Here is a 25,155-nt window from a genome sequence, read left to right on the forward strand (position 1 = left end):
TAGTGACGGCTGGCGACGCACAGGAGAACGACATGTACCAGCAAACCCTCATCGCCGGTTGGGGCGACATGGACTTCAATGCCCACATGCGCAACACGGCCTACCTCGACAAGTCGGCCGACGTGCGCATGATGTACTTCGCCGCGCACGGCTTCCCGATGTCGGAGTTCGCGCGGCTGCAGCTCGGGCCCGTTGTGATGCGCGACCAGATCGACTACTTCCGCGAATGCCAGCTGCTCGACGAGATCACCGTCACGCTCGCCCTGGCCGGACTGTCCGACGACGCCAGCCGCATGATGCTGCGGAACGAGTTCTTCCGCGAGGGCGCGCTGTGCGCGCGCGTGACCTCGACCGCCGGCTGGTTCGACCTCCGCCAGCGCAAGCTGGCGGTGCCGCCGCCGAACCTGGCCGAACCGCTGCGCGCGCTCGACCGCACCGAGGACTTCCAGGTCCTGCCCGGCAGCGCGCGCTGAGTGAAGCACGGAATTGAAGCGCGGAATTGAACCGGTATCGGATGCGCAAGCTCGCTACACTGGACGCATGAATGCCTGCGGGCTGAAGCCCTGGAAAGACCAGCTGCCATGCGCAAATTCGCCCGAACCCACTGGAAGACCCTCATCGTGATCCTGGTCGCGATCGCGCTGGCCACCCTCACGCTCGAAACCGACTCGGCGGACCGCTCCCCTGGCACCGCGGCGCGGCTGCAGGCGCATGCGCGGGTGCTGGCCGAGGGCAGCGGACAGGCTGCCGTGCCGCATCTGGCCGCCACGCTGGGCGCGTATGGCTATCGCCTGCGGCGGGAGGGAAAGGAGATCGAGGCCGCACTGTCGAACACGGCGACCGGCAGACGTCCGGAGCGCATGTTCATCGTCGGCGTGCGCACCGGCGGGGACGGCAGCGGCGCGGCCGCCCTGCTCGAGCTGGCGCGCCTGCTCAAGGGCATGGCGCCCAGCCGTGGCACCGAAATCCGGCTGGTGTTCCTGGAACAGGGAGCAGGCAGTTTCATCGCCTTCGCCGGATCGCCCTCCGCTTCCGCCCGCGTGCGCCAGGCCCTCGGCGCCTTCACGGCCCAGCCGGATGCGCCGGCACAGGGGCTGGCGAGCCCCGCACACGCCATGGGCCTCACGCTATCCGGCCATGCGGCGGGAGGCTATTCCAGCCTGATGGTGACCGACACCGCCTTCCAGCGCTATCCCTACCACCAGACCGCCACGCGCGAACCGGACTACGAGGCCACGGCGCGCGTCGTCGACGCGCTCGCGCGCACCATCCGCGCCCTGGCGGGCGCCCAGCGCACCTGAGGAATCAGGCCGCCAGGAACATCTCCTGCAGGTCGTTCAGGAAGCGCTGGCCCAGCTCGGTGGGCTTGATCAGCTTGAAGTCGCGGTACAGCAGGCCCTTGGCTTCGGCCTCGTTGAGGGCCTTCGTGATGGCGCTGATGTTCATGCCGGTGCGTTCGCCGAACAGGTTCGGGTCGAAGCCCTCCGTCAGGCGCAGGGCGTTGAGCATGAACTCGAAGCCCATGTCGGCGCGTGCGATCTCGTGCTCTTCCTGCACCGGATTGCCGCGCCTGGCCGCCTCGATGAAGGAGCCCGGCTGCTTGTAGCGCGCCTGGCGCAGCACGCGGTGCGGGAAGGAGATCTTCGAATGCGCGCCCGCGCCGATGCCGAGGTAGTCGCCGAACTGCCAGTAGTTCAGGTTGTGTTTCGCGCGGTGGCCGGCCCTGGCGTAGGCCGAGACCTCGTAGTGCTGGTAGCCGGCGTTTGCCGTCGCTTCCAGGATCATGTCCTGCATGTCGGCGCTCGTATCGTCATCCGGCAAGGCCGGCGGGTACTTGGCGAAGACCGTGTTCGGCTCCATCGTCAGGTGGTACATCGACAGGTGCGGCGGCGCGAAGGACAGCGCGGTTTGCAGGTCGCGACGGGCTTCGTCCAGGGTCTGCGAAGGCAGCGCAAACATCAGGTCGAGGTTGAAGTTGTCGAAGGTCGAGCGCGCGATCTCGACCGCCTTCAAAGCCTCGGCCTCGTCGTGGATGCGGCCCAGCGCCGCCAGGTGCGCGCCGTTGAAGCTCTGGATGCCGATCGACAGGCGGTTCACGCCGCTGTCGCGGTAGGATTTGAACCGCTCGGCCTCGAAGGTGCCGGGATTGGCTTCCATCGTGATTTCGGCGTCCAGCTCCAGCGGCAGCAGGGTGCGCACGTCGGACAGCAGGCGGTCCAGTCCCGCCGCCGACATCAGGCTCGGGGTGCCGCCGCCGATGAAGACGGTGTGGATCTTGCGGCCCCAGATCATGGGCAGCGACTGCTCCAGGTCCAGGCGCACGGCGTCGAGGTATTCCTTCTCCGGCAGCTCGCCCTTCGCCTCGTGCGAATTGAAGTCGCAATAAGGGCACTTGCGCACGCACCAGGGGAAGTGGATGTAGAGCGACAGCGGCGGCAGTGCGGCCAGGTTCAGCGCCCCCGGCTGCAGGTATTGCAGGGCCGTGGCCGCAGGAGAGCGGGGTTCGCCCGGCGCAGGGTTGGAGCCGGCGACTTTAATCGGGATCATTTCAGTTTTTCTACCAGTGCACGCAAGGCCTGGCCGCGGTGCGAGTGGGCGTTCTTCACGGCCGGATCCAGCTCGGCAGTGGTCTTGCCGAGCGACGGGATCAGGAAGTGCGGGTCGTAGCCGAAGCCGTTGGCCCCGCGCGGGGTATCGATGATCTCGCCGCGCCACATGCCGTCTGCGATCACCGGTTGCGGGTCGTCGGCGTGGCGCACATAGACCAGCACGCAGTAGTAGTACGCGGACTTGTCCGCATGCCGGGCGAGGTCGGCGACCAGCTTCTCGTTGTTGCGGGCGTCGGACTTCGGCTCGCCGGCGAAACGCGCCGAATAGACGCCGGGCGCGCCGCCCAGCGCGTTGACGCAGACGCCAGAATCATCCGCCAACGCCGGCAGGCCGGTCAGGCGCGAGGCGTGGCGCGCCTTGGCCAGCGCGTTTTCGACAAAGGTCCCGAAGGGCTCCTCCGCTTCCGGGACGTCGAATTCGCCTTGCGGGTGCAGCTCGAAGCCGATGGGCGCGAGGATCTGGGCGAACTCCTTGAGTTTGCCGGCATTGTTGGAGGCGAGGACGAGGCGTTGGGTCATGGCGAGGGAAAGCGGATGGACAAAGCAGGTATTTTACCGCTTCCGCCCGGTCCACATCGGCCTGCCGGAGCGTTGCAGACGGCACACAGCAGGGTTTTCCCGACACCCGGCGAAGCGTACAATTGTTCCCATGAAGAAACTTTTGCTTACCCTCGGCCTCGCTTTCGCCGCGCAGGCCGCCTGCGCCACCGAGTGGTCCGATCCCTACCTCGACCGTGTCCGCGATCTCGACACCGCCACCCTCGAACGGCTGCACGCGCAGCGGGACATGCCCGCCACCGTGCAGCTGGCCTATGAAATGATGGCCGAGCGACGCTTCGACCGCGGCTATGAGCTGATCGGCATGGCGGCCGACGCCAACGTGCCGGCCGCCCAGTACCTGTTGGGCACCTGGCTCTGGTATTGCCTGGGCGGCTGTCGCGACAAGCAGCGCGCGATCGAGCTGTTCGAGCGCGCCGTGCAGGCCGGCCATCCGGTGGCCCACGAACGGCTCGCCGACATCTATAACCGCGATACGAAGTTTGCGAAAAAAGACGACGCCCGCGCCTACGCCCTTTACCTGGCCGGCGCGAAGCACGGCTTCGTCTCGTCCATGGCCAGCGTGGCGATCAAGCTGTGCGCCGGCGAAGGCGTCGGGAAAGACGTCAAGGCCGGCCGCGCATGGGCCGACCTGGCGCAAAAGGACCAGCCGGCCAAGCTGTCCTACGAGGACTTCGGCTGCTGAAACGCCGGATCAGGCGGCCAGGCCGAGCGCGCCTTTCTGCAGGCGCACCAGTTCCGCGATGCCGCCCTGGGCCAGGTCCAGCAGGCGGTTCATCCCGGCACGGTCGAAGGCCGCGCCTTCCGCCGTGCCCTGCACTTCGATGAAGTGCCCGGTTTCCGTCATGACGACGTTCATGTCGGTGTCGCAATCCGAATCCTCGACGTAGTCCAGGTCGAGCACCGGCATGCCGCGGTAGACGCCGACCGAGATCGCGGCCACGAAATGCCGGACCGGCACGGCCGCGAGCAGGCCCTGCCCCACCAGCGCCTGGAAAGCGTCATAGGCCGCCACCATGGCGCCGGTAATCGAGGCGGTGCGGGTGCCGCCGTCGGCCTGGATCACGTCGCAGTCCAGGTGCAGGGTGCGTTCGCCGAAGGCTTCCAGGTCGAAGGCGGCGCGCAGCGAGCGGCCGATCAGGCGCTGGATTTCCTGGGTGCGGCCGGACTGCTTGCCGCGCGCGGCCTCGCGGTCCATGCGGGTGTGCGTCGAGCGCGGCAGCATGCCGTATTCCGCCGTCAGCCAGCCCTGGCCCTTCCCCTTCAGGAAGCCGGGCACCTTTTCTTCGATGCTGGCGGTGCAGATCACCTTGGTGTCGCCGCATTCGATCAGCACCGAACCTTCGGCGTGTTTGGTGTACTGGCGGGTGATGCGGATGGCGCGCAGCTGGTCGACCGCGCGGCCGCTCGGGCGTTGTTCGAAGCTCATGGATGTCCTTGTTATTTGAGTAATTGGGAAGACTTCTCGATCGCCTGGCGGATCTCGGCGATCGCTTTTTCGATCTCGTCTTCGTCGAAGGCGTCCGCACCGGAAGGCAGCGGCTCGCCGGTCGTGATGGTCGAGCTGACCTCGTTCTCGGGCAGCATCTGGGTCGAGATCACGCCGGGCGCATTGCTCGCGCCCGCGCCCTGCCAGGTGATGGCCAGCGCGGTCGTGTTGTCGGCGCGCGCGCCGCCGATCGCGGCCGCCATCGCAACCATGTCGGGCACGGCCTGCACGACGGTCGAGGTGGACAGGCGGTGCACGATCTCGGTCTCCGGCAGCATCGACCACAGGCCATCCGAACACAGCAGCAGGGTGTCGCCTGTTTCCAGGCTGGCCTGGTTCGAGATCTCGATCCTGGGCGACTGGCCGGCGCCCAGGCAGTTGTACAGCTTGTTGCGGTCCGGGTGGGTATTGCGCTGGGCCTCCGTCGCCCGGCCGCGTTCGATCAGGTATTCGAGGTGGGAGTGGTCGCGCGTGCGCGCCAGCACCTGGTTGCGGCGCACCCAGTACAGGCGCGAGTCGCCGCAGTGGGCCCACACGGCGCAGTTGTGCTGGACCAGGCAGGCCACCACCGTGGTGCGCGGGGTCTCGGGCAATTTGTGTGTCTCGGCATAGCTCAGGATGTCCCAGTGGGCCTGCATCAGCGCTTCTTCGAGGAAGCGCTCGGGCTTCTTCACGTAGGGGCGCGCCTGCATGCGGAACATCATCGACAGGGTCTGCAGGGTGATGGTGGCGGCGATCTCGCCGCCCAGGTGCCCGCCCATGCCGTCGGCCAGCACCAGCAGCAGCGCGTCGCGCGTGAAGCTGTAGCCCATGCGGTCCTGGTTGACCTTGCGGCCGCCGATGTGGGTCTGCTGGTAGACGGAAAACTGCATGCTGCCTCCTGTGTGCTCCTGTGTGCGTTAACCGCGCGCGCCGCGCTTCAAGCCGATGCGCTGGGCGATGCCGCGCCAACCTCCCGGCGCCTGTTCCGGTTCCGGTGCCGCCTCCACCTGCGGCGCCAGCGTGGGCGGCGCCTGCAGCACCTTCTGCATCGCGAACACGCTCTGCGGACGCAGCAAAGGATCGAGGGCCAGGCAGGCGCGCACCATGTCGACCAGCTCCGGCGAATAGCTGCCCTCGAGTTTCGCGAGCTGGGCCTCGCACTTGTCCTCGGCCTTGCGCGCCTCGACCGGCTGCGGCATGGCGCGCGTCATGCAGGCATACATGGCCGCGCCGATGCTGTAGATGTCGGTCCAGGGGCCGAGCGCTTGCGCCTTGCTGTACAGCTCGGGAGCGGCGAAGCCGGGCGTGTACATCGGCGCCAGCATGGGCGCGTCGATGTTGATCGTCTGGCGCGCCGCGCCGAAGTCGAGCAGCAGGGGCGAACCGTCGCTGCGCAGGTAGATATTGGCCGGTTTCAGGTCCAGGTGCAGCAGTTTGTTCGCGTGGACTTCGCGCACGCCGGCGCAGACGCCGTTGAAGAGCTGGCGCAGCGCGGTCTCGTTCACACGGCTGCCCTTGGCGTGCAGGCGGGCGATGTGGTCCTGCAGGGTGTGGCCGGATTCGTAGGCCATCACCATGTACACCGTCTCATTGGCGCGGAAGAAGTTCACCACCCGCACCACGTTCGGATGGACGATGCGCGCGAGCGCCCGCCCCTCCTCGAAAAAACACTTCAGGCCGATACGGAACACCGGCAGATTGGGCTTGGAGACGGTCGGCGCGAGCTCGCCGGGCGCACGCAGGGCGAGCTGGCTGGGCAGGTATTCCTTGATGGCCACCGCATTGCCTTCGGGGTCATATGCCAGATAAACAATACTGAACCCACCGGACGCAATTTTCTTTACAATGCGATATCCAGCAATTTCCAGCCCATCAGGCAGGGGTGCGTTATTCTGTGCGGCCATCCGGGAAGGTTTCCTTGCTTAACAGGGCAATTGTGTGGGATAAATGTCGGCCTTGTAAAGAATAAAAACCGGGGATCCCTTTGAGCATTTCTAGCATGACAGGTTATGCGGTTGCCACCAGCGAAGGCGCTGCCGGCACCCTCACGATCGAGATCAAGAGCGTCAACTCGCGCTTCCTCGATCTCCAGTTCCGCATCAATGACGACCTGCGCGCCCTGGAACCCGACCTGCGCTCGGCCATCATGGCCGCCATCACCCGCGGCAAGGTCGAAGTGCGCCTCTCCTTCGGCCGCAAGACGGCCGGCGGTTCGCAGGCGCTGAACCAGGAGCTGCTGGCCGACCTCGCCCGCCTGCAGAGCGAAATCACGAAACACTTCGCGTCCGCCCCCCAGATGACGGTGGCCGAACTGCTGCGCTGGCCCGGCGTGATCGAGGAATCGACCGTGGGCCAGGAGTCGCTGCAGGCGGACGTCGCCGCCCTCACCGCCACCACGGTCGCCGCCTTCGTCGACAGCCGCAGGCGCGAAGGCGCGGCTTTGGCGACGATGCTGCTGTCACGCATCGAATCGATGGAAGCCATCGTCAAGCGCATCACCCCGCTCATCCCGCAGGTGATTTCGCAGTTCCAGCAGAAGGCGGTCGAGCGCATGCAGGACGCGCTGGGCCTGGCCGGCCACGGCAATCCTTCGGTGCTGAGCCGCCAGGAAGTGCTGGAGCGCATCCGCCAGGAAGTGACCTTGTACGGCATCCGCATCGACGTGTCCGAAGAGCTGTCGCGCCTGTCGGCCCATCTGAACGAAACCCGCCACATCCTGAAAAAAGGCGGCCAGGTCGGCAAGCGCCTCGACTTCATGATGCAGGAGCTGAACCGCGAGGCGAATACGCTGGGCGCGAAGGCTTCCGTCAAGGAGCTGGCGGATGCGTCGATGGAGCTCAAATTGCTCATCGAGCAGATGCGCGAACAGGTCCAGAACCTCGAATAATTAGATTGTTGTCGTTGCGCAACAGCGCGACGGTGATTTGAACGCGTGGGCGGGGGACCGCCCACCCTACGAACAGCCAAGCGGTTTTCGTAGGGTGGGCGGGTTTCCCGCCCACGCGTTCAAACTTATGATGAACACCAAGCGGCCATCGATACCGCAACGAATGAACGTAACAAGGAATACAACATGATCACTCCCGCCCTCTCCGGCAGCCTGTTCGTCGTCGCCGCCCCCAGCGGCGCCGGTAAATCGACCCTGGTCAACGCCCTGCTGAAGCTGGAGCCGGGCATCAAGCTGTCGATCTCGACCACCACCCGCCCGCCGCGTCCGGGCGAGCAGGATGGCCGCGAATACCACTTCACGACGGCGGAAGATTTCGTCTCGCGCGCCGACCGCGGCGAGTTCCTGGAATGGGCGGAAGTGCACGGCAACTACTACGGCACCAGCCGCCTGACCGTGGAACAGGAAATGAAGCTCGGCACCGACATCCTGCTGGAGATCGACTGGCAGGGTGCGCGCCAGGTGAGGAAGCAGTTCCCCGACGCGGCCGGCATCTTCATCCTGCCGCCGTCGATCGAAGCCCTGGAGGAGCGCCTGCACAAGCGCGGCACCGACGAGCCCCACATCATCACCCGCCGCCTGCTGGCCGCCGGTGGGGAGATGGCTCACGCTCCGGAGTTCGAATATGCTATCATCAACGAAGAGTTCAACGTCGCCCTCGCGGAACTGCAGGCGATTGTCAAAGCGACACGTTGCCGCTTCGCCCAACAGGCCGCGCGCAACGCCGACTTGTTTGCCCAGCTGGGAATCCACGCGCAACAACCTACGTAATACCCATCAGCGGCGCCGCAAGGCATGCCGCATTTGTACTTTCAGGAGTGAACATGGCCCGCATTACCATCGAAGATTGCCTCAAGAACGTCCCGAACCGCTTCCAGCTGACCCTGGCCGCGACCTACCGCGCACGCCAGCTGCTGCAGGGCCACACCCCGAAGGTCGAAGCGAAAGACAAGCCGACCGTCGTCGCCCTGCGCGAGATCGCCGCCGGCAAGGTCGGCCTGGAGATGCTCAAAAAGGTTCCGATGTAATACCCGGGGGCTCGATAAACCTACTGCGCGTTGCGCTGTCGGTTTGCGATGCTCGCTGTACTACTCGTACAGCTGCGCTTCTCAACCAACATCGCTGCCGCTCGCTACGGTTTCTCGCCCCCCCCTTCTAGTATGGCGGGTTTAGGTATATCGATATTCTGTTATTCTGTGCCTACACTGGCTGATCGATATTACATATGAGTTTGTCTTCCCCGGATTCGACCCATCCAGGAACCCCTGCCCGCTCCAAGCGACCGGGCAAACCGCAAGACGCCGAGGCACCGGCGCCCGCGCCGGGCGTCGCCTCGGTCACGCAGCTCATCAACAAGCTGTCCGACTACCTCACTCCCGCCGAGCTCAAGAAGGTCAAGGAAGCCTACCGCTTCTCCGACGAGATGCATCTCGGGCAGGTCCGCAAGTCGGGTGAACCCTACATCTCCCATCCGATCGCCGTCGCGGAAATCTGCGCCGAGTGGAAGCTCGACGCCCAGGCCATCATGGCCGCGCTGCTGCATGACGTGATCGAAGACCAGGACGTCAAGAAGGACGAGCTGATCGAGCGCTTCGGCGCCCAGGTCGCGAACATGGTCGACGGCCTGTCCAAGCTCGAGAAGATCGAGTTCCAGAGCCAGATCGAGGCCCAGGCCGAGAACTTCCGCAAGATGCTGCTGGCCATGGCGTCGGACGTGCGCGTGATCCTGATCAAGCTCGCCGACCGCCTGCACAATATGCGCACCATGGGCGTGATGGTCCCGGCCAAGCGCCGCCGCATCTCGCGCGAGACCATGGAAGTCTATGTGCCGATCGCCCATCGCCTCGGCCTGAACGACATCTACCGCGAGCTGCAGGACCTGTCCTTCTCGCACCTCTACCCGCTGCGCTACTTCACGCTGGCCAAGGCCATCAAGGCGGCGCGCGGCAACCGCCGCGAAGTGGTCAAGAAGATCCTCGAGGCGGTCAAGAACCAGCTGGCGACAAGCGGCATCCAGGCCGAGGTCTACGGCCGCGAGAAGACCCTGTACGGCATCTACAAGAAGATGCGCAACAAGCACCTGTCCTTCTCGCAGGTGCTGGACGTGTACGGCTTCCGCGTGGTGGTCGACACGGTCCCGAACTGCTACGTGGCGCTCGGCACCCTGCACGCCCTGTACAAGCCGATGCCCGGCAAGTTCAAGGACTACATCGCGATCCGCAAGATCAACGGGTATCAGTCACTGCATACCACCCTGATCGGCCCCTACGGCACCCCGGTCGAGTTCCAGATCCGCACCCAGGACATGCACCGCACCGCGGAAAGCGGCGTGGCGGCGCACTGGCTGTATAAAACCGGCGATTCGAACATGTCGGACCTGCAGCAGCGCACCCACGCCTGGCTGCAGTCCCTGCTCGACATCCAGCAGCAGACCGGCGACTCGGCCGAGTTCCTCGAGCACGTCAAGGTCGACCTGTTCCCGGATTCGGTCTACGTGTTCACGCCGAAGTCGAAGATCATCGCCCTGCCGCGCGGCGCCACGGCGCTCGACTTCGCCTACTCGATCCACACCGGCATCGGCGACCACACGGTCTCGGTGCGCATCAACAACGAGCCGGCCCCGCTGCGCAGCGAGCTGCACAACGGCGACATCGTCGAGATCGTGACCGATCCGGAATCGCGCCCGAGCCCGACCTGGCTGAGTTTCGTCCGCACCGGCAAGGCGCGCTCCGCGATCCGCCACTACCTGCGCACCGTGAACGTGAACGAGTCGGTGGAGCTGGGCCAGGAACTGCTGGCCGGCGCCCTCGCCGCGCGCAACATCGGTCCGGAGCTGCCGCCGGCGACGGTGGAAAAGCTGCTGGCCGAATCCTCGGCCAAGTCGATGGAAGAGCTGTACGCCGACATCGGCATCGGCAAGCGCATGCCGGCCCTGGTGGCGCGCCACATCTTCGGCCTGATGGAAGGCGACCCGGAGCTCATGCCGACGGCCCAGCCGCTGCCTTCCAGCGACATCGACCCGGTCACCATCTACGGCAGCGAAGGCGTGTCGGTGCAGCTGGCGCCATGCTGCCTGCCGATCCCGGGCGACCAGATCACCGGCCAGCTGCGCCGCGACCAGGGCCTGGTGGTGCACACCGAGGACTGCCTGCCGGCCAAGCGCATCCGCGCCAAGGAGCCGGACCGCTGGATCGCCGTGCAGTGGGGCGAGGAGCTGAACCGCCGCTTCGACTGCCGCATTCGCCTGCTCATCAACAACGAGAAGGGCATCCTGGCCCGTGTCGCCGCCGAGATCGGCGAGTCCGACGCCAACATCACCTATGTGGGCATGGACGAGGACGACGAACACCTGATGACGCAGCTGCGCTTCACCATCCAGGTGAAGGACCGGGTGCACCTGGCGCAGCTGATCCGCAACCTGCGGCGCGTCGCGGGCGTGAACCGGGTCGAGCGCGAACGCTCCTGAAGCGGTGGTCGGCGCGGCCTTCGACATCCTGGCCGAACGCTGGCTCGACGACGCTTTCGACCAGGAGAACGGCCTGCCGCTGCCGGGTCATCAGTGCCGGCGGCCGCCGTCCGGCGTCGCCGGAACCAGTTCCGTGAACACGAGCGTGTCACCGGAAAGCAGCGCCGCCTCGTCGTGGCGGTAGCCGCTGAGCGCGGTGGCCAGCATGAGCGGCACCTCGAACAGCCAGTCCACCTGCGCGTCCTCGCCGCCCTCCTCGTCCTGGCTCGCCTTCATTTCGGTATGGATGGTGTCGAGTAGCGCAGGCGGCGCCCCGTCCACCGCGAGGTGGTAGAGGCCCTGGTCCGCCAGGTGCACGACGTCCCATGCCTTGACGCCGTCCTTGTACAGGAAGGCGGCGCTCGCCATGACATTTTCCTCCACCTGGCAGCCCAGCGCTTCGCATCCATCGGACAAGCGCGTCATGTTCGGCGCCTGGGTGGCCGCGTGCGCCATGTCGTTGAAGAACAGCAGGTAGCTTCCGTCCGGCAGCGCGGCCCCGGACACCGGGCTTTCGTTCGCCTCATCCGGCGCGCCCGTGTCGGCCAGCGCCAGCTGGGCGAGGATGTCTTCTTTCGTCTTGCCGCGTACCAGAATCCAGGCGATGGAATAGCCCATGTGCTGCGTCCTTTCGAGTGCTCGTGTCGTGAGGCGCCAGTGTGGGGCAAGCGCCTGGCAATCGCAAGGGCGTCAGGCCGGCTGCGCGGCCAGGGCCAGCTGCCCGTGCGCAGGGCGGGCGCGCAGCCCATGCGGCTCGCGCTCGAGCTGGAAGGTCCCGACCAGCGCCGACAGTTCCGCCGCCTGCTCCTGCATCGCCACCGCCGCGGCGGCCGCTTCTTCGACCAGGGCCGCGTTCTGCTGGGTCACGCGGTCCATCTCGACGATCGCACCGTTCACCTGCTCGATGCCGGCGCGCTGCTCTTCGCTGGCGTCGGCGATCTCGTTCACGATGGTGCTCACCTGGCCGATGCTGCGCACGATCTCCTTCATCGTCACGCCTGCGCGGTCGACCTGTCCGCTGCCCTCCTCGACCTTGGCCACGGAATCGTCGATCAAGGCCTTGATGTCCTTCGCCGCCGCGGCCGAGCGCTGGGCCAGGTTGCGCACTTCGGAAGCCACGACCGCGAAGCCGCGGCCCTGCTCGCCGGCGCGCGCCGCTTCGACCGCCGCGTTCAGCGCCAGGATGTTGGTCTGGAAGGCGATGCCGTCGATGACGCCGATGATGTCGGCGATTCTCCGCGAGGCCTCATTGATCGCACCCATGGTCGACACGACTTCCGCCACCATGTCGCCGCCCTGGTCGGCGATCATCGCGGCCTCGCCCGCCAGGCGGTTGGCCTGGCGCGCATTGTCCGCGTTCTGCTTCACGGTCGAGGTCAGCTCTTCCATCGAGGCCGCGGTTTCTTCCAGCGCGCTGGCCTGCTGCTCGGTGCGGCTTGACAGGTCCTGGTTGCCGGCCGCGATCTCGCCGGATGCCACCGAAATGGTGCCGGTGCCGGTGCGCACCCGGCCGACGATGGCGGCCAGGTTGTCGTTCATCTTGCCAAGCGCGCGCATCAGCTGGCCGGTTTCGTCGCGGCTCCTGGCGACAATGTGGCTGGAGAGGTTGCCGCTGGCGACCTGTTCGGCCACGGCGACGGCTTCGCGGATCGGCAGCGTGATCGAGCGGCCGATCCACCAGGCGCAGGCCACGCCCAGCGCGACGGCGGCCAGTCCCAGCGCGATCAGGATCACGCGGGTGCTGGCATAGGAATCGAGAATGGAGGCGGCCACGCCGTCGGCCGCGGTGATCTGCATCTTCGCGAACTTGTCGATCGCCGCGTAATACGATGCCGCACGCGGCTTGAGCTGCTCGCGGAAGACCGTGGCCGCCAGTGCGTCCTCGCCTGCGAACTTGGCCTTGAACAGGGCATCGCGCACGGCCAGGTAGGCGAGGCGCTCTTCCTTCACGACCTTGAACTGCTCCTTCACGCCGGGATTGCGCAGCGATTTTTCGATGTCGTTCTGCAGCTCGGTGGAACGCGCCGACACCTTCTTCATGCGCTCGGCAACGTCGGCGGCCACCGCCGGATCGCTCACCATGATCGCGGTTTCGAGCTGAAGATTGTTCATCTCGATGAGCTTGGCCCATTCGGCCACATTGCGCTGGTTCTTGATGCTGGTGTTGACCAGGCGGTAAGTGAGGTCGCCGGCCGTCTGCATGCGCGCCAGGGCGGTCACGGTCACGACGAGCAGCAGGACGAGGACGACGGTAAAACCAATGCCGAGCCGGGCACCGATCTTGAGGTTTTTCACAGCGGGTTTCCTTCTGGGATGCGGCGCCATGCGGCGACCGGGAAATGGATGAATCGTTGACGGGAGTCCGTCGTCTGATGGTGCGCGCGGCCGGACCGCGGCGCAGCGCCGAAGAATAGCATTGCCGTACGGAAACCTGGCCGTATTGCGGCATATCCGCAACTCAGGGTTTTTACGGATTCACAGCCCGGACTGGCGCCTGGCATGAGCAGCCCCGGCCTTGACCCTCATGGGGCCATCCACTATCGTAGCCCCATGCACCATTCGACCAGCACCGCCTCCGGCGACGACATCCAGCAGCTCGCGCGGGACGCGATGCATTCCGCACAAGGCGACATCGAGTCCGGCCGCTTCGCACAGGCGGCCGCCCTGTACGAGGGCGTTCTCACGCTCCTGCCCGGCCACGGCGGCGCGCATGCCGGGCTCGCGCTGCTCGCGCGGCAGGCCGGGCGCCTGCCCGATGCGATCGCGCATTGCGCGCAGGCGCTCCAGGCCGATCCTGCCCGCGAAGACTACTGGATCGCCTATCTGGAAGCCTTGATGGAGGCGCGCCAGTTCGACACCGCCCGCGAGCTGCTCGCACTGGGCCGGCAGCATGGACTGCAGGGCGCGGCGGTCGACGCGATCGCGCAGCAACTCACCGCGCCTGGCGCACCGAGCGAGCAAGAGACCGACGCGGCCACTTCCCTATTCACCACGGGCCACCTGGAGGCGGCCGCGCAGGCGGCGCGCCTGCTGTGCGAGCGCTTCCCCCGGCACCCCTTCGGCTTCAAGCTGCTCGGCGCCGTGCGCCACCTGCAGGGCGAGCTGCGGGGCGCCATCGAGGCCATGGCCGCGGCGGCGCTGCTGGGACCCGTGGACACCGAGACTCTCGGCAACCTGGGCCAGCTGCTCAAGCACGCAGGCCGGCTGGAGGAAGCGGAACAGGTCGCACGCCGGGATCTGTCCTTGCGGCCTGGGAGCGCCGGGGCGCACAACAATCTCGCGGTGGTGCTGGCGGAGGCCGGGCGGCTGGAAGAGGCCCATGCCAGCGCCGCGCAGGCGGTGGCCTGCGACCCGCAGCACGTCGAGGCCCGCAACAGCCTGGCCGTGGTGCTGGCGCGCCAGGGCCGCGCCCGGGATGCCGTCGCGGCCTACCGCACCGTGCTGCGGCTCGATCCGGCGCATGCGGATGCGTACAGCAATCTGCTGTTCTGCCTGAGCCAGATGGAAGGCATCGCGCCCGCCGATCTGTTCGAGGAACATCGCCGCTACGGCGAGGAACTGACGCGACGCCTGGGCCCTCCGCAGCCCTGGCCCAACAGCCGCGACCCGGAGCGTGTGCTACGGGTCGGCTTCGTCTCGGGCGACCTGCGCCACCATGCCGTGGTCAGCTTCCTCGAGCCGGTGCTCTCACGCCTGGCCGGGCGGCCCGGCCTGCGGCTCCATGCCTACCATACCAACGTGCACGAAGATGCGACGAGCGCGCGCCTGCGCGGCTACATGGCAGTCTGGCACAACGTTGCGGCACTGGACGATGCGGCGCTGGAAAACCTGGTGCGCCGCGAGGGCATCGACATCCTGGTCGACCTGTCCGGCCACACGGCCCACAACCGGATGCGCGTGTTCGCGCGCAAGCCGGCGCCGCTGCAGGCGACCTGGATCGGCTACCCCTTCAGCACCGGCCTGCCGACCATGGATTACTATTTCACCGACCGCGTGAGCATGCCGCCCGGCGAATACGACCACCTGTTCACGGAAAAGCTGCTGCACCTGCCGGTGACGGCGCCCTTCCAGCCGGCGGCGGACGCGCCCGACGTCGTGCCGCCGCCGATGGCGACGAACGGCTACCTCACCTTCGGCAGCTTCAACCGGCTCAGCAAGATCAGCCGCACCGTGATCGCGGTGTGGAGCCGCATCCTGCGCGGCATCCCGGATGCCCGCCTGGTCGTGGCCGGCATGCCCGAAGGCGGCGGTCACCAGGAGCTGCTGGGCTGGCTGGCCGAGGAAGGCATCGCCGCCGAACGCGTGCGCTTCTACCCGCGCACCGGCATGCGCGACTACCTGGCCCTGCACAACGAGGTCGACGTCAACCTCGACACCTTCCCCTATTCGGGCGGCACCACGACCCTGCACGCGCTGTGGATGGGCGTGCCGACCCTGACCGTCGAGGGCGACACGCCGGCCGGACGCCAGAGCGCCACCATCCTGCGCCAGAACGGGCTGCCCCAGTACGCCGCCCCGAACCTCGACGAGTTCGTGGAGCGCGGGCTCAGCTTCCCGGGGAGGCTGGCAGGCCTGACGAATATGCGCGCGAAGATGCGCGCCCACATGGCCAGGCCCACGGAGGATGCCATGCGGCGCGTCGCCGACGGCGTGGAGCTCGCGCTGCGCGCGATGTGGCGGCGCTGGTGCGCCGGCCTGCCGGCCGACAGCTTCGCAGTAACGCTGCCGCCGACGCAGCCGGCAGCGCAGGGCTGAGGCTTCAGCCGGCCAGGGCGGCGCGCTGGCGTTCTTCCTGTTCGCGCAGTTCCGGCGTCATTGCCTCGCCAAAATCGTCCATCTCGAAGATCTGGCGGATCTCGATCTCGGCTTCGCCGCTGAGCATGGGCATCGGGACCCGCTTGACCCAGTCGATCGCCTCCTGCTTCGACTTGACCTGCCAGATCCAGAAACCGGCCAGCAATTCCTTGGTTTCGGCGAAGGGACCATCCGTCACGCGCACGCCGCCGTCCTTGCTGAAGTGTACCCGCGCACCGCGCGAGGACGGATGCAGGCCCTCGCCGCCGACCATCACCCCGGCCTGGATGAGTTCATCGTTGAACTTGCCCATGGCCGTGAGCAGTGCCTCGTCGGGCATCTCGCCCGCTTCGCTGTGTTTGTCCGCTTTCAGCAAAATCATGAAACGCATCGCATCCTCCGTCTGGTTGTTTGAACAATCGGCGTGATTGGCCCGCCTTTGACAGTACGACGATCCGGATGGCGCGGATTCGACACGGCTTCCGGATTTTTCACCACTATTTTTTCAGCGGCGCCAGCGCGAGGATGGCGTCGAAGGCGGCGCAGGCGCCCGAGCAGGCGTCCGCGATCGCTTCCGGGGTGTCGACCTGCGTGCGCAAGGCTCCCAGAAAAACGCGCCAGCGCGGCCCCGGCCCGCCCTCCTCGCCGCGCAGGTAGCGCAGCGGGTGCGGAGAGAAGCGCGCCGCCAGACTTTTATACAGCACGGCGCCGCCCAGTTGCGAGCCTTCGATCACATAGGCGACGCCCCAGCGCCATGCGGGGCTGGCGTCCGGCGGCCAGGCGGCTCCCGGCCGCATCGGCGGGACCTCCGGCATGCCCGGCTCGGCCAGGTCGGCCTGGATCAGCGCCAGGCGCCCCAGGGGCGGCAACGCGGGCTCTACCTGCGGTCCGTCGGCGAAGCCGGCCAGCCAGCTTTCCAGCGGCGCGAGCCAGTCGCGCACCATGCGCAGGTGGGCGGCGTAGTCGTCGAGGGAGGGATCGGGTGCGGACAGCGGCAGGCCGCTGTCGAGCCGCTCGTGCCGCGAGGCAGTCGCGGTCCGCAGCGCGGCCAACACATCGGTGTCGCGCGCGGAGTCGATGGGACGGTTCATGAGTGCGTGGTAAGCGGCGAATCGCCTATCTTACCAGCCGGCCGCTTCAGTCGGTGACGGGTTCCGGATAGTCGACGGAAAGAATCTCCAGCTCGTCGACGCCGAGCGGCGTCTGCAGCGTGACGACATCGCCTTCGCGCCCCTTGGTCAGGGCGCGCGCCACCGGCGAGACCCAGCTGATCTTGCCCTTGAGCGGGTCGAGCTCGTCGACGCCGACGATGGTGACGGTGTGCTCCTCGCCCGCCTTGTTCAGGTAGCTGACGGTGGCGCCGAAGAAGACCTGGTCGTTGCCATAGTGCACACTCGGATCGACCACGAAGGCCGAATCCATGCGCTTGGTGAGGAAGCGGATGCGGCGGTCGATCTCGCGCAGCCGGCGCTTGCCGTAGATGTAGTCGCCGTTTTCCGAGCGGTCGCCGTTCGAGGCCGCCCAGTGCACGACCTTGACCACCTCGGGCCGCTCGACGTCGATCAGCTGCAGCAGCTCGTCCTTGATGGCCTTGTAGCCGGCCGGGGTGATGTAGTTCTTGGCCCCGGCGGGAATGGCCTGGGCCAGCGCCGACGCGTCCGCGTCGTCGTCATCGTTGTCGCTCTCTTTTACGAATGCCTTGTTCATGGCCTTATTCTAACGGCAACTGGCGCCCTTCCGCCCATGCTTGCCGTATCATGCGCAGCATGAGACGAGCCCACCAGCGCCCCCGCCTGCTCGCGCCCCTGGTCCACCTGGCGGCGCTGGTCCTGCTCGCCGAGGCCTGGTTCTGGGAAACCGGCAGCCGGATCGCCGCCGCCATGGCACGCTGGGGTCCGCTACGCTGGCTGGAAAGCCGGATCCGCGTCCTGCCGCCCTGGGCCGCCCTGTCGGCCTTCGTGCTGCCGGGGCTGCTGCTGTTTCCCGTCAAACTGCTGGCCCTGCTTGCCATCGCCCACGGCCACGCCCTGTCCGGCGTCGCCGCGTTTGTTGCCGCCAAACTGGGCGGCGCGGTGGTGGTGGCGCGCATCTACGTGCTGACCCTGCCGACCCTGCTCACCCTGGGCTGGTTCGCGCGCTGCCACGGCGGCTTCCTGGCGCTGCGCGACCGCTGGCTGGGCTTGCTGCGCGCCAGCCGCTTCTGGCGCAGCACCCGCGCCGCGGTCGCCGCGATCCGCCGCAATGGCCGCCGGCTGCTGCGCCGCGCCGGCCGCCAGCCCAGCCACCTGGCGCGCGTGCTGCGCCGCTTCACCACCCGCTTCCGGGCGCGCCGGCACATGCGCCGCCAGGAACAGCTTGATTCCGAACGTCCATGAGTCCTTCCCCCACCCTGGCCGCCGAAATGCAGGGCGCCGCCTCCGAAATCTACCTGCTGGATGCCGCGACCCTGGCCGTGGTCGACGCCAACCAGGCGGCGCGCCTGAACCTGCAGATGGATGCGTCCGCGCTCCAGGCGCGCGATTTCTACGCCATCGCACCAGGGATCAAGCGCGCCGAACTGGCGCAGCTCCTGGGAAGCCTGGGCGAGGAAATCGGCGCCCAGGTGGGTATCCGCGCCCAGCTGCAGCGCCTGGACGGCAGCCGCTATCCGGTCAAGCTGACCTTCCTGCGCATCGTGCGCGACGGTCATGCCCTGCTGCTGGCGATCGCCGACGACCTCACCCTGCAGGACGCCGCCGCCCTGGCGCTGGTCCAGTCGCAGGCGCGCTTCGACGCGGTGGTCCGCAACACACCGGGCCTGGTCTACCAGTTCCTGCTCTATCCGGACGGGCGCATGGCCTTCCCCTGGCTGAGCGATGGCTGCTCGGCCCTGCTCGGCCTGTCGAGCCTGGAACTGCAGCACGATGCCACCCTGTTCGAGGGCCTGATCCTGCCCGAGGACCGCAAGGGCTACCTGGACTGCATGCGCGCCTCGCGCGACAACCTCTCCAGCTGGAACTGGGAAGGCCGGATCTGGATCGACGCCTGGAAGGACGTCAAGTGGATCAACCTGCGCGCCACGCCCCACCTGCTCGAAGACGGCGCGGTGCAATGGGATGGCATCATGAGCAATATCACGGCCAGCAAGCTGGAGCAGCAGGAGGTCGTCCGTTCGCGCGCCCGCCTGGCCGAGCTCACCGAGCACATCGAGCAGGTCAAGGAACAGGAGCGCACCCGTATCGCGCGCGAGATCCACGACGACCTGGGCGGCAACCTCACCGCCATCAAGATGGCATTGTCCATGCTGGCGGCGCGGTTGCCGGACGACCAGCCCCAGCTGCTGGAAAAGGCGAACTACCTCGACGACCTGGTCGACCGCACCATCGAGGCGGTGCACCGCATCTCGCTCGACCTGCGCCCCACCATGCTCGATCTCGGCATCGTCGCGGCGCTGGAATGGCAGGCGCGCGAGTTCGAGAAGCAGATGGGGATCGCCTGCGTGTTCCGCGGCCCGAATGAAGACGTCAACCTGGACGACGACCACACGGCGGCGCTGTTCCGCATCTTCCAGGAAGCACTCACCAATATCGCCAAGCATGCCGGCGCCACCCGGGTGACGGTGAGCCTGCGGCGCCAGCGCGCCCACCTGACACTCAGCATTTGCGACAATGGCCGCGGCATCCAGGCGGCCGACCGCCTCAAGCCCCACTCCTTCGGCCTGCGTGGCATGAGCGAGCGCGCCAAGGCCCTGGGCGGCACGCTGGCCTTGTCGCAATCGCCTGGAGGTGGCACGATGGTGACTATCAAGATCAGGCTGGCCAGCGCCATTGCAAAAGAAGAATGAGTGACAAAGCAACAGCAACTATCCGCGTGTTCATCGCCGACGACCATGCCATCGTCCGCGAAGGCCTGAAGCAGATCCTGGCCGAGCAGCGCGACATCATCGTGGCCGGCGAAGCCGAGACCGGGCTGGACGCCGTCAAGCTGGTCGGCAAGGCCAGGCCGCACGTGATGCTGCTCGACATCTCCCTGCCCGACCGCAACGGCATCGAGGTGCTCAAGCAGGTACGCAAGGACAAGCCGGAACTGGCCGTGCTGATGCTGTCCATGCACCGCGAAGACCAGTACGCGATCCGCTCGCTGAAAGCGGGCGCGGCCGGCTACATGACCAAGCAGAGCGCGCCGAAGGAACTGGTCACGGCGATCCGCCAGGTGGCGGCGGGCCAGAAATACGTCAGCGCCGCCCTGGCCCAGACCCTGGCCGCCCAGATCGGGGAGGACCACGAGGCGCCGCTGCACGAAACCCTCTCGGACCGCGAGTACCAGACCTTGACCATGATCGCCTCCGGCATGTCGGTCAGCGACATCGCGCGCGAGCTGTCGCTGTCGGTCAAGACGGTGAGCGAGTACCGGGCGCGGCTGCTGGTGAAAATGAAGCTGAAGAACAGCGCGGAACTGACGCATTACGCCATTCGCAACCAGTTGGTCGGCTGAAAAAGCACGTTTCCACCACGGATGGTGTGTTGTAAAGCGGGATAAGGGGATTTTGTTACCGTTTTTTAATTGATGGTTGGCAAGAAAGCTGCTTATCATGTCGACAGCCCGCCATTCGCGTCATTACAGTCATGTCCATCACGTCGTCCCCGTCGTCCGTCAACCCGAAGTTGAATCCCGCTGACATCGCCCGCGAAGCCTTCCGTCGCCTGGCGACGCGGCGCATCGCGCCGACGCCGGACGCCTACCGGGCCATCTACGACGAGATCGCCGGCATCCCGCCGGTCGCACCGGCGCCCCCGGCAGGAAGTGGCGCCGCGGAAGTGCTCTCCACCTTCGCCCGCAAGCTGGCCGACACGCCGGGCGAGGTGTCCGAATACGGCCGCCGCCTGCTGCGCGCGGCAAAGACCGAGGACTGGACCGGCTATGCCCAGGTCCTGAGCCAGGTTGCCGAGCGCCACCTGCGCCGCAACACCCCGGTGATGGCGCTGGGCGACGAGGATCCCGATGCGCGCCACCTGCGCGAAATGCTGGGGCGCACCCTGGTCTATGCCCTGGCCACTTTACTGGCCGGCGACCCGCAGCAGGTGGCGGAAGCCGAATCGCTGGGCGCCGCCGTCAAGGTCGCGCGCGGCGAAGCCGACATGGCTGAACTGTCCAGCCGCCTGAAGCAGCTGTGCTACCAGATCGAACTGCGCAGCGGCGACTCGGCCGAGGAGCAGGAACTGCTGCTGCGCCTGTTCCGCCTGCTGCTCGACAACGTCACCGAGCTGCTCGACGACGACAGCTGGATGCGCGGCCAGATCGCCGCCGTGCAGGACCTGATCGCCGGCCCCCTGGACGCGCGCGCGCTGGAAGACGCGACCCGCAGCCTGAAGGACGTCATCCTCAAGCAGGGCCAGCTGCGCCACAGCATCTCCGACGTGCGCGCCACCATGAAGAACATGATGATGACCTTCATCGACCGGCTCGGCTCGGTGGCGGCGTCGACGGGCGACCACCACGCGAAGCTGGCCGGCTACGCCGAGCGCATCGGCCGCGCGGCGAATATCGGCGAGCTGAACGAGGTGATGGAAGAAGTGCTGCGCGAGATGCGCGCGGCCCAGGACGAGGCCCTGGCCTCGCGCGACCGGATGGTGCAGGTGCACCAGGAAGTGCAGGAAGCCGAGGAGCGCATCCGTGTCCTGGAATCCGAACTCCAGCATATGAGCGAGCTGGTGCGCGAAGACCAGCTGACCGGCAGCCTGAACCGCCGCGGCCTGGACGATGTGTTCGAGCGCGAGAGCGCGCGCGCCGACCGCCGCAACATGCCCCTGTGCGTGGCCATGCTCGACCTCGACAATTTCAAGAAGCTCAACGACACCTACGGCCACCTGGCCGGCGACGGCGCCCTGAAACACCTGGTCAAAGTGGTGCGCGACACCCTGCGCTCGATGGATGTGATCGCCCGCTTCGGCGGCGAGGAATTCCTCATCCTGCTGCCTGAGACCACGGTCGAAGCGGCCGCGGCCGCCATGGTGCGCGTGCAGCGCGAGCTGACCCGCCACTTCTTCTTGCACGACAACGAGAAGATGCTGATCACCTTCTCCTGTGGCGTCGCGCTGCGCCACCCGAACGAGGACCAGGCCAGCCTAACCGCGCGCGCCGACCGCGCCATGTACCAAGCCAAGAATAGCGGCAAGAATCGGGTGGTGATCGCCGATTGATGCCGGACGGGGGGAAGGTAGACTGGCCGCATTCTCCTCTTCCTCGCCCGCACCATGGCCATCCTGCATCCGACCCGCACCTATCCCGCCCTGCTGCCGCGCTACGTCAGCCGTTTCCGCTGCAGCGGTTCGGCCTGCCCGGATACCTGCTGCACCGGCTGGTCGGTTACCCTCGACAAGAAAACCTTCACCGCCTATCGCCAGAGCCGGCACCCGGAGCTGAAGGACATCTTCGACACCAGCCTGCGCCGCCAGCGCAGCCAGGGCAGCGACCTGAACTACGGCCGCATCGAGATGACCGCCGGCGACATCGCCTGCCCCCTGATGCAGGGCGGCCTGTGCGGCGTGCAGAAGCACATGGATGAGAGCCACCTGTCGAACACCTGCTTTACCTATCCCCGCATCGCCACCAGCCTCGGCGGCCAGGTCCAGCAGGCCCTGCAGCTGTCCTGCCCCGAAGCGGCGCGCCAGGCCCTGCTGGCGCCCGACGCCTTCGACTTCATCGAGGACAGGATCACCGTCCGCAGCGGCGAACTCGGCAGTGTGCAGGCCTCGGGACAGGCAGGCAGCGAACTGCTGCGCGACGTGCGCATCTTCTGCCTGCAGCTGATGCGCGCCGAGGGAATCGAACTGTGGCAACGCCTGGCCATGCTGGGAGTCTTCTGTGAACAATTGAGCAAGACCGGCCCAGCCGGTATCGCGCCGCTGATGGATGAATTCGCGCGCCTGGTCGAAAGCGGGGCCATGCTGGACGCCCTGGGCCAGCTGCAGCCGAACCATGCGGCCCAGGCCATCGTCTTCGCCACGCTATGGAGCGAAAAGGAGGCGCCCGGCCGCACCGCGCGCCAGCGCGCCGTGATCGACGCGGTGGCAGGCAACCTCGGCGCCGACCCGGAGACCGGGGTCACGGCGATCGACGACCTGGTCGCCGCCTACACGCGCGGCGTGCAGCGCCTGCCGCAGGCCCTGGCGGCGGCGCCCCACCTGCTGGAACACTACCTCCTGAACGAGATGTTCCTGCACGTCTTCCCCTTCGACGCCCGCGACGCCTACGAGAGCTACCTGCAGCTGGTGTCGCGCTATGGCCTGCTGCGCCTGATGCTGGCGGCCCGTTGCGTCCCTGAGGGTCCCCTGCCCGATCCCGACACGCTGGTCGAGACCGTGCAGGTCTTCTGCCGGCGCTTCCGCCACGACCCGAAGTTCGCCCGGCGCGCCAGCGAGGCCTTGCGCAGCGAGGGCTGGGACAGCCTGGACAAGCTCTACGGCTTCCTGCGCCATTGATTTTCCTTGGCAGGATGGCATCGAAACGCGGCTCCGGCCGCGTTTTTTTATGCCCGCGCCACTCGCTTGAGGCCTTTTCCGAAGAAAAAATAAATTTTTTTTGGCCCTAAAGTTCCCCCAAACCCCGTCGTCTAGACGCGCCGCGTCGGCAAACTTGAGCAAAACTTTCGCGATTTATTTTCGTTGCCCACCATAAAGCTTTTACGGGGCACTCCGTTACCAGCATCAACAGCGGTGTGATCGTCACGGAACAGCGTGGCGCACCAAAGTGAACAGGGTACAGTCGCCCGCCCCATAAAGTAGTAAGTCTGGAGAATTACCATGGCATCCGTCATCAACACCAACATCGCTTCGCTCAACTCGCAACGTAACCTGACCTCGTCGCAGACCTCGCTGACCACTTCCCTGCAGCGTCTGTCCTCGGGTCTGCGCATCAACAGCGCCAAGGACGATGCAGCCGGCCTGGCGATTTCGGACCGCATGAATTCGCAAATCCGCGGGATGAACCAAGCTTCCCGTAACGCCAACGACGGCGTCTCGATGGCCCAAACCGCAGAAGGCGCTCTGGCTAACTCGGGCGACATCCTGCAGCGTATCCGCGAACTGGCAGTCCAGTCCTCGAACGCCTCGAACTCGGCCGGCGACCGCAAGGCACTGCAGACCGAAGTCACCCAGCTGACCTCGGAACTGAACCGCATCGCCAACACCACCTCGTTCAACGGCCAGCAACTGCTGGACGGCACCGGCGGCACCTCGAACTTCCAGGTCGGCGCCAACGCGAACGAACTGATCTCGATGTCGGGCTCGAACTTCACCACCAGCGCCTACGGCAACAATCAGGTGGCAGTCGATGCGGCACAAGTCGCTCTGAGCACGGCGGGCGCCACTTCGAACCTGGCGTCGGGCGCCGCTATCACCATCAATGGCTCGCGTGGCAGCGCGACCGTCAGCGGCACCAGTGCCAAGGCGATTGCCGCCTCGACGAACCAGAACTCGGGCACCACTGGCGTCAGCGCCAGCGCGCAGACCCAGACCAACCTGAGCCTGGCCACCAACGAAAGCTACAGCCTGGAACTGAAAGGCGACAATGGCACCGCCGTGAAGATCTCCTTCACGACCGGCACCGGCACCTCGGCTACCGACATGCAAGCCGGTATCGCAGCCTTCAATGCCCGTTCGGCCGAAACTGGCGTGACCGCCGAGTACGATTCCAAGAGCAAAGGCATCAAGCTGACCCATGCCAGCGGCGAAAACATCGACCTGAAGAACGTCAAGACCGGCGGCAACACCAAGCTGGACGTGTCGAACTACAAGACCGACACTACCACCACCCAGGGCGAACTGGTTGGTACCGCGGTAAGCATGAGCACTGCCAACGACCGGATTGTCGCCAACGGCCACGTCACCTTCGATTCGGAAGGCAGCTTCGCGATGGTCGACGCTGCAAACGCATCGGGCCTCGCTGTCAACGGCAAGGGCTCGGAACTGAAGTCGGTTGCTTCGCTGGACATCAGCACCTTCGCCGGCGCACAGCAAGCCATCAAGATTGCCGATGCCGCACTGGGCACCGTGAACACCAAGCGCGCCGAATTCGGTGCACTGCAATCGCGCTTCTCGTCGGCCATCTCGAGCCTGCAGTCGAGCACCGAGAACCTGTCGGCATCGAAGAGCCGTATCGTCGACACCGACTTCGCAGCTGAAACCGCAAACATGACCCGCGGCCAGATCCTGCAGCAAGCCGGTACCGCGATGCTGGCCCAGGCCAACTCGCTGCCGAACGGCGTGCTGTCCCTGCTGCGTGGCTAATCCGC

General features: G+C 66.6%; 24 protein-coding genes. 14 read left to right on the plus strand and 10 right to left on the minus strand.

Annotated features, from left to right (window positions below):
- The first annotated feature begins 32 nt into the window (after positions 1 to 32).
- Positions 33 to 473: a thioesterase family protein gene (locus tag NX780_RS01545; protein WP_258826108.1), complete on the plus strand. Its 441-nt coding sequence runs from the start codon at positions 33 to 35 to the stop codon at positions 471 to 473.
- 108 nt (positions 474 to 581) lie between these two features.
- Positions 582 to 1,301 (plus strand): zinc-binding metallopeptidase family protein, encoded by a 720-nt coding sequence (locus NX780_RS01550; protein ID WP_258826109.1) that lies wholly within the window; start codon positions 582 to 584, stop codon positions 1,299 to 1,301.
- 4 nt (positions 1,302 to 1,305) lie between these two features.
- Here the strand turns inward: NX780_RS01550 and hemW are convergent, their stop codons facing one another.
- The gene (gene hemW, locus NX780_RS01555; protein WP_258826110.1) at positions 1,306 to 2,547 is read right to left on the minus strand and encodes a radical SAM family heme chaperone HemW; all 1,242 of its coding nucleotides are present in this window, start codon (positions 2,545 to 2,547) and stop codon (positions 1,306 to 1,308) included.
- Positions 2,544 to 3,128, minus strand: coding sequence for an RdgB/HAM1 family non-canonical purine NTP pyrophosphatase (gene rdgB / locus NX780_RS01560; RefSeq protein ID WP_258826111.1), 585 nt, complete (start codon positions 3,126 to 3,128; stop codon positions 2,544 to 2,546). Before rdgB ends, hemW begins: the two co-directional genes overlap by 4 nt.
- 130 nt (positions 3,129 to 3,258) lie before the next feature.
- Between rdgB and NX780_RS01565 the strand changes: the two genes are divergently transcribed.
- Positions 3,259 to 3,852 carry a tetratricopeptide repeat protein gene (locus tag NX780_RS01565; protein ID WP_258826112.1) on the plus strand — a complete coding sequence of 198 codons (594 nt, stop codon included), beginning with the start codon at positions 3,259 to 3,261 and terminating at the stop codon, positions 3,850 to 3,852.
- A gap of 9 nt (positions 3,853 to 3,861) precedes the next feature.
- Here NX780_RS01565 and rph read toward each other — a convergent pair whose 3' ends face one another.
- From rph to NX780_RS01580, 3 genes are read right to left on the minus strand one after another with little or no spacing between them, the layout of a single operon-like run.
- Entirely contained in the window at positions 3,862 to 4,596 is a 735-nt protein-coding gene (gene rph, locus NX780_RS01570; protein WP_258826113.1) for a ribonuclease PH, read from the minus strand.
- A gap of 11 nt (positions 4,597 to 4,607) precedes the next feature.
- On the minus strand, positions 4,608 to 5,528 hold the full coding sequence (locus NX780_RS01575) for a PP2C family protein-serine/threonine phosphatase (protein ID WP_258826114.1): 921 nt from the start codon (positions 5,526 to 5,528) through the stop codon (positions 4,608 to 4,610).
- A 27-nt stretch (positions 5,529 to 5,555) separates the two neighbouring features.
- Positions 5,556 to 6,542, minus strand: coding sequence for a serine/threonine protein kinase (locus tag NX780_RS01580; protein ID WP_258826115.1), 987 nt, complete (start codon positions 6,540 to 6,542; stop codon positions 5,556 to 5,558).
- Positions 6,543 to 6,637: 95 nt separating this feature from the next.
- Between NX780_RS01580 and NX780_RS01585 the strand changes: the two genes are divergently transcribed.
- The 4 genes from NX780_RS01585 to NX780_RS01600 all read left to right on the plus strand — a co-directional run bounded on the left by NX780_RS01585 (position 6,638) and on the right by NX780_RS01600 (position 11,051).
- The gene (locus tag NX780_RS01585; protein ID WP_258826116.1) at positions 6,638 to 7,525 is read left to right on the plus strand and encodes a YicC/YloC family endoribonuclease; all 888 of its coding nucleotides are present in this window, start codon (positions 6,638 to 6,640) and stop codon (positions 7,523 to 7,525) included.
- Between the two features lie 186 nt (positions 7,526 to 7,711).
- Entirely contained in the window at positions 7,712 to 8,356 is a 645-nt protein-coding gene (gmk, locus tag NX780_RS01590; RefSeq protein ID WP_258826117.1) for a guanylate kinase, read from the plus strand.
- A 53-nt stretch (positions 8,357 to 8,409) separates the two neighbouring features.
- Entirely contained in the window at positions 8,410 to 8,613 is a 204-nt protein-coding gene (rpoZ, locus tag NX780_RS01595; protein ID WP_005665923.1) for a DNA-directed RNA polymerase subunit omega, read from the plus strand.
- Positions 8,614 to 8,810: 197 nt separating this feature from the next.
- Entirely contained in the window at positions 8,811 to 11,051 is a 2,241-nt protein-coding gene (locus NX780_RS01600; RefSeq protein ID WP_258826118.1) for a RelA/SpoT family protein, read from the plus strand.
- 90 nt (positions 11,052 to 11,141) lie between these two features.
- On the opposite strand, the gene NX780_RS01605 is transcribed toward NX780_RS01600, so the two are convergent.
- Entirely contained in the window at positions 11,142 to 11,708 is a 567-nt protein-coding gene (locus tag NX780_RS01605; protein ID WP_258826119.1) for a hypothetical protein, read from the minus strand.
- Between the two features lie 72 nt (positions 11,709 to 11,780).
- Positions 11,781 to 13,385 carry a methyl-accepting chemotaxis protein gene (locus NX780_RS01610; protein WP_258826120.1) on the minus strand — a complete coding sequence of 535 codons (1,605 nt, stop codon included), beginning with the start codon at positions 13,383 to 13,385 and terminating at the stop codon, positions 11,781 to 11,783.
- A gap of 255 nt (positions 13,386 to 13,640) precedes the next feature.
- Between NX780_RS01610 and NX780_RS01615 the strand changes: the two genes are divergently transcribed.
- Positions 13,641 to 15,845 carry an O-linked N-acetylglucosamine transferase, SPINDLY family protein gene (locus NX780_RS01615; protein ID WP_258826121.1) on the plus strand — a complete coding sequence of 735 codons (2,205 nt, stop codon included), beginning with the start codon at positions 13,641 to 13,643 and terminating at the stop codon, positions 15,843 to 15,845.
- Positions 15,846 to 15,849: 4 nt separating this feature from the next.
- Here NX780_RS01615 and NX780_RS01620 read toward each other — a convergent pair whose 3' ends face one another.
- The 3 genes from NX780_RS01620 to greB form a co-directional block, all read right to left on the minus strand.
- Positions 15,850 to 16,275: a YciI family protein gene (locus NX780_RS01620; RefSeq protein ID WP_258826122.1), complete on the minus strand. Its 426-nt coding sequence runs from the start codon at positions 16,273 to 16,275 to the stop codon at positions 15,850 to 15,852.
- 106 nt (positions 16,276 to 16,381) lie between these two features.
- Entirely contained in the window at positions 16,382 to 16,975 is a 594-nt protein-coding gene (locus NX780_RS01625; protein WP_258826123.1) for a biliverdin-producing heme oxygenase, read from the minus strand.
- A gap of 46 nt (positions 16,976 to 17,021) precedes the next feature.
- The gene (gene greB / locus NX780_RS01630; RefSeq protein ID WP_258826124.1) at positions 17,022 to 17,591 is read right to left on the minus strand and encodes a transcription elongation factor GreB; all 570 of its coding nucleotides are present in this window, start codon (positions 17,589 to 17,591) and stop codon (positions 17,022 to 17,024) included.
- Positions 17,592 to 17,650: 59 nt separating this feature from the next.
- Between greB and NX780_RS01635 the strand changes: the two genes are divergently transcribed.
- From NX780_RS01635 to NX780_RS01660, 6 genes are all read left to right on the plus strand, one after another.
- Complete coding sequence (locus NX780_RS01635) at positions 17,651 to 18,259, plus strand: hypothetical protein (RefSeq protein WP_258826125.1); 609 nt, start codon at positions 17,651 to 17,653, stop codon at positions 18,257 to 18,259.
- On the plus strand, positions 18,256 to 19,707 hold the full coding sequence (locus NX780_RS01640; RefSeq protein ID WP_258826126.1) for a sensor histidine kinase: 1,452 nt from the start codon (positions 18,256 to 18,258) through the stop codon (positions 19,705 to 19,707). The genes NX780_RS01635 and NX780_RS01640 overlap by 4 nt, the downstream gene beginning before the upstream one ends.
- Entirely contained in the window at positions 19,704 to 20,357 is a 654-nt protein-coding gene (locus NX780_RS01645) for a response regulator (RefSeq protein WP_258826127.1), read from the plus strand. Before NX780_RS01640 ends, NX780_RS01645 begins: the two co-directional genes overlap by 4 nt.
- Positions 20,358 to 20,488: 131 nt before the next feature.
- Positions 20,489 to 22,063 (plus strand): GGDEF domain-containing protein, encoded by a 1,575-nt coding sequence (locus NX780_RS01650; RefSeq protein WP_258826128.1) that lies wholly within the window; start codon positions 20,489 to 20,491, stop codon positions 22,061 to 22,063.
- 54 nt (positions 22,064 to 22,117) lie between these two features.
- Entirely contained in the window at positions 22,118 to 23,344 is a 1,227-nt protein-coding gene (fliB, locus tag NX780_RS01655; protein WP_258826129.1) for a flagellin lysine-N-methylase, read from the plus strand.
- A gap of 321 nt (positions 23,345 to 23,665) precedes the next feature.
- Positions 23,666 to 25,150 (plus strand): flagellin N-terminal helical domain-containing protein, encoded by a 1,485-nt coding sequence (locus NX780_RS01660; RefSeq protein ID WP_258826130.1) that lies wholly within the window; start codon positions 23,666 to 23,668, stop codon positions 25,148 to 25,150.
- Positions 25,151 to 25,155 lie beyond the last annotated feature (5 nt).

The sequence above is a fragment of the Massilia agri genome (assembly GCF_024753255.1).
GTDB lineage: Bacteria > Pseudomonadota > Gammaproteobacteria > Burkholderiales > Burkholderiaceae_D > Telluria > Telluria agri.

Bases quoted from the DNA above. Each gene is read 5' to 3' on its own strand.
- NX780_RS01545 (WP_258826108.1), top strand. From the start codon at position 33: ATGTACCAGCAAACCCTCATCGCCGGTTGGGGCGACATGGACTTCAAT.
- NX780_RS01550 (WP_258826109.1), top strand. From the start codon at position 582: ATGCGCAAATTCGCCCGAACCCACTGGAAGACCCTCATCGTGATCCTG.
- hemW (WP_258826110.1), bottom strand. From the start codon at position 2,547: ATGATCCCGATTAAAGTCGCCGGCTCCAACCCTGCGCCGGGCGAACCC.
- rdgB (WP_258826111.1), bottom strand. From the start codon at position 3,128: ATGACCCAACGCCTCGTCCTCGCCTCCAACAATGCCGGCAAACTCAAG.
- NX780_RS01565 (WP_258826112.1), top strand. From the start codon at position 3,259: ATGAAGAAACTTTTGCTTACCCTCGGCCTCGCTTTCGCCGCGCAGGCC.
- rph (WP_258826113.1), bottom strand. From the start codon at position 4,596: ATGAGCTTCGAACAACGCCCGAGCGGCCGCGCGGTCGACCAGCTGCGC.
- NX780_RS01575 (WP_258826114.1), bottom strand. From the start codon at position 5,528: ATGCAGTTTTCCGTCTACCAGCAGACCCACATCGGCGGCCGCAAGGTC.
- NX780_RS01580 (WP_258826115.1), bottom strand. From the start codon at position 6,542: ATGGCCGCACAGAATAACGCACCCCTGCCTGATGGGCTGGAAATTGCT.
- NX780_RS01585 (WP_258826116.1), top strand. From the start codon at position 6,638: ATGACAGGTTATGCGGTTGCCACCAGCGAAGGCGCTGCCGGCACCCTC.
- gmk (WP_258826117.1), top strand. From the start codon at position 7,712: ATGATCACTCCCGCCCTCTCCGGCAGCCTGTTCGTCGTCGCCGCCCCC.
- rpoZ (WP_005665923.1), top strand. From the start codon at position 8,410: ATGGCCCGCATTACCATCGAAGATTGCCTCAAGAACGTCCCGAACCGC.
- NX780_RS01600 (WP_258826118.1), top strand. From the start codon at position 8,811: ATGAGTTTGTCTTCCCCGGATTCGACCCATCCAGGAACCCCTGCCCGC.
- NX780_RS01605 (WP_258826119.1), bottom strand. From the start codon at position 11,708: ATGGGCTATTCCATCGCCTGGATTCTGGTACGCGGCAAGACGAAAGAA.
- NX780_RS01615 (WP_258826121.1), top strand. From the start codon at position 13,641: ATGCACCATTCGACCAGCACCGCCTCCGGCGACGACATCCAGCAGCTC.
- NX780_RS01620 (WP_258826122.1), bottom strand. From the start codon at position 16,275: ATGCGTTTCATGATTTTGCTGAAAGCGGACAAACACAGCGAAGCGGGC.
- NX780_RS01625 (WP_258826123.1), bottom strand. From the start codon at position 16,975: ATGAACCGTCCCATCGACTCCGCGCGCGACACCGATGTGTTGGCCGCG.
- greB (WP_258826124.1), bottom strand. From the start codon at position 17,591: ATGAACAAGGCATTCGTAAAAGAGAGCGACAACGATGACGACGACGCG.
- NX780_RS01635 (WP_258826125.1), top strand. From the start codon at position 17,651: ATGAGACGAGCCCACCAGCGCCCCCGCCTGCTCGCGCCCCTGGTCCAC.
- NX780_RS01640 (WP_258826126.1), top strand. From the start codon at position 18,256: ATGAGTCCTTCCCCCACCCTGGCCGCCGAAATGCAGGGCGCCGCCTCC.
- NX780_RS01645 (WP_258826127.1), top strand. From the start codon at position 19,704: ATGAGTGACAAAGCAACAGCAACTATCCGCGTGTTCATCGCCGACGAC.
- NX780_RS01650 (WP_258826128.1), top strand. From the start codon at position 20,489: ATGTCCATCACGTCGTCCCCGTCGTCCGTCAACCCGAAGTTGAATCCC.
- fliB (WP_258826129.1), top strand. From the start codon at position 22,118: ATGGCCATCCTGCATCCGACCCGCACCTATCCCGCCCTGCTGCCGCGC.
- NX780_RS01660 (WP_258826130.1), top strand. From the start codon at position 23,666: ATGGCATCCGTCATCAACACCAACATCGCTTCGCTCAACTCGCAACGT.